We start from the raw sequence: 1,272 nt of genomic DNA on the forward strand, positions 1-1,272 counted from the left end.
GGGCACATCGTCGCGACAGGCGGCACACAGGTCCAGGCCAGGCGCGCCGGGCTCCCCGCAGACCAGGCAGCGTTCCGGCAGCACGCGGCGCTGCAGCCAGCGCCAACCGCCGTCAACCAAACCAGCCATCGTGAAGTTGACAGGACGTTGCATGCTTACCAGACTGCCCGCTTTCCCAGCCGCTGACCGTCAGGAAACCCCCATGTCCGCTGTCGTCCGACACGACTGGCAACGCCAGGAATTGCTCGCCCTGTTCGATCTGCCGTTCCCGGAGCTGCTGCACCGTGCGGCCGCCGTGCACCGCGAGCACTTCGATCCGGCGCAGGTGCAGGTGTCCACGCTGCTGTCGGTGAAGACCGGCGGTTGCCCGGAAGACTGTGCGTACTGCCCGCAGGCGCAGCGCTACGCCACCGGCGTGGAGGCGCAGAAGCTGATGAGCACCGAGGCGGTGCTGGACAAGGCGCGCCAGGCCAAGGCGGCCGGCGCCTCGCGGTTCTGCATGGGCGCGGCCTGGCGCTCGCCCAAGGACCGCGACATCCCGAAGGTGGCGGAGATGATCCGCGAGGTGAAGGCGCTGGGCCTGGAGACCTGCGCCACCCTGGGCATGCTCGACGGCACCCAGGCGCAGGCGCTGAAGGCGGCCGGGCTGGACTACTACAACCACAATCTGGACACCGCGCCGGATTTCTACGATTCGATCATCCACACCCGCCAGTACCAGGACCGCCTGGACACCCTGACCCACGTGCGCGACGCCGGCCTGAAGACCTGCTGCGGCGGCATCGTCGGCATGGGCGAGTCGCGCGACCAGCGCGCCGGCCTGCTGCAGGCGCTGGCCAACCTGCCGGTGCATCCGGACTCGGTGCCGATCAACCGCCTGGTGCAGGTCGCCGGCACCCCGCTGCACGGCACGGTCGAGCTGGATCCGTTCGAGTTCGTGCGCACGATCGCCGTCGCCCGCATCGCGATGCCGCGGGCGATGGTGCGGCTGTCGGCCGGGCGCGAGAGCATGAGCGACGAACTGCAGGCGCTGTGCTTCTGCGCCGGCGCCAACTCGATCTTCTACGGCGAGAAGCTGCTGACCACCGGCAACCCGGACACCGAGCGCGACCAGGCGCTGTTCGCGCGGCTGGGGCTGCGGCCGATGCAGGTGATGGTGGATGCCGACGCGCACGACCATCCCGGCACCGTGCACGCGGACATCACCGCCCAGCCCACACCGGCGATCGCCGCCGCGCTGGTCTGAGCCTGGGGCGTCCGTCCGCCGATCCG

2 protein-coding genes are annotated in these 1,272 nt (G+C 70.3%); one reads left to right on the forward strand and one right to left on the reverse strand.

What is annotated here, in order from left to right; all coding sequences use genetic code 11:
• On the reverse strand, window positions 1-153 hold a 153-nt coding region (locus D180_RS24695; protein WP_343122591.1), incomplete at its 3' end, for a double zinc ribbon domain-containing protein.
• Window positions 154-202: 49 nt separating this feature from the next.
• On the opposite strand from D180_RS24695, the gene bioB reads away from it, so the two are divergent.
• Complete coding sequence (gene bioB / locus D180_RS20020) at window positions 203-1,246, forward strand: biotin synthase BioB (protein WP_017914166.1); 1,044 nt, start codon at window positions 203-205, stop codon at window positions 1,244-1,246.
• Window positions 1,247-1,272 lie beyond the last annotated feature (26 nt).

The organism is Xanthomonas sp. SHU 166 (assembly GCF_000364685.1).
GTDB classification, from domain to species: domain Bacteria; phylum Pseudomonadota; class Gammaproteobacteria; order Xanthomonadales; family Xanthomonadaceae; genus Xanthomonas_A; species Xanthomonas_A sontii.

What these genes read in the sequence shown, in the direction of transcription:
- bioB (WP_017914166.1), top strand. Translation starts at nt 203, where the DNA reads ATGTCCGCTGTCGTCCGACACGACTGGCAACGCCAGGAATTGCTCGCC.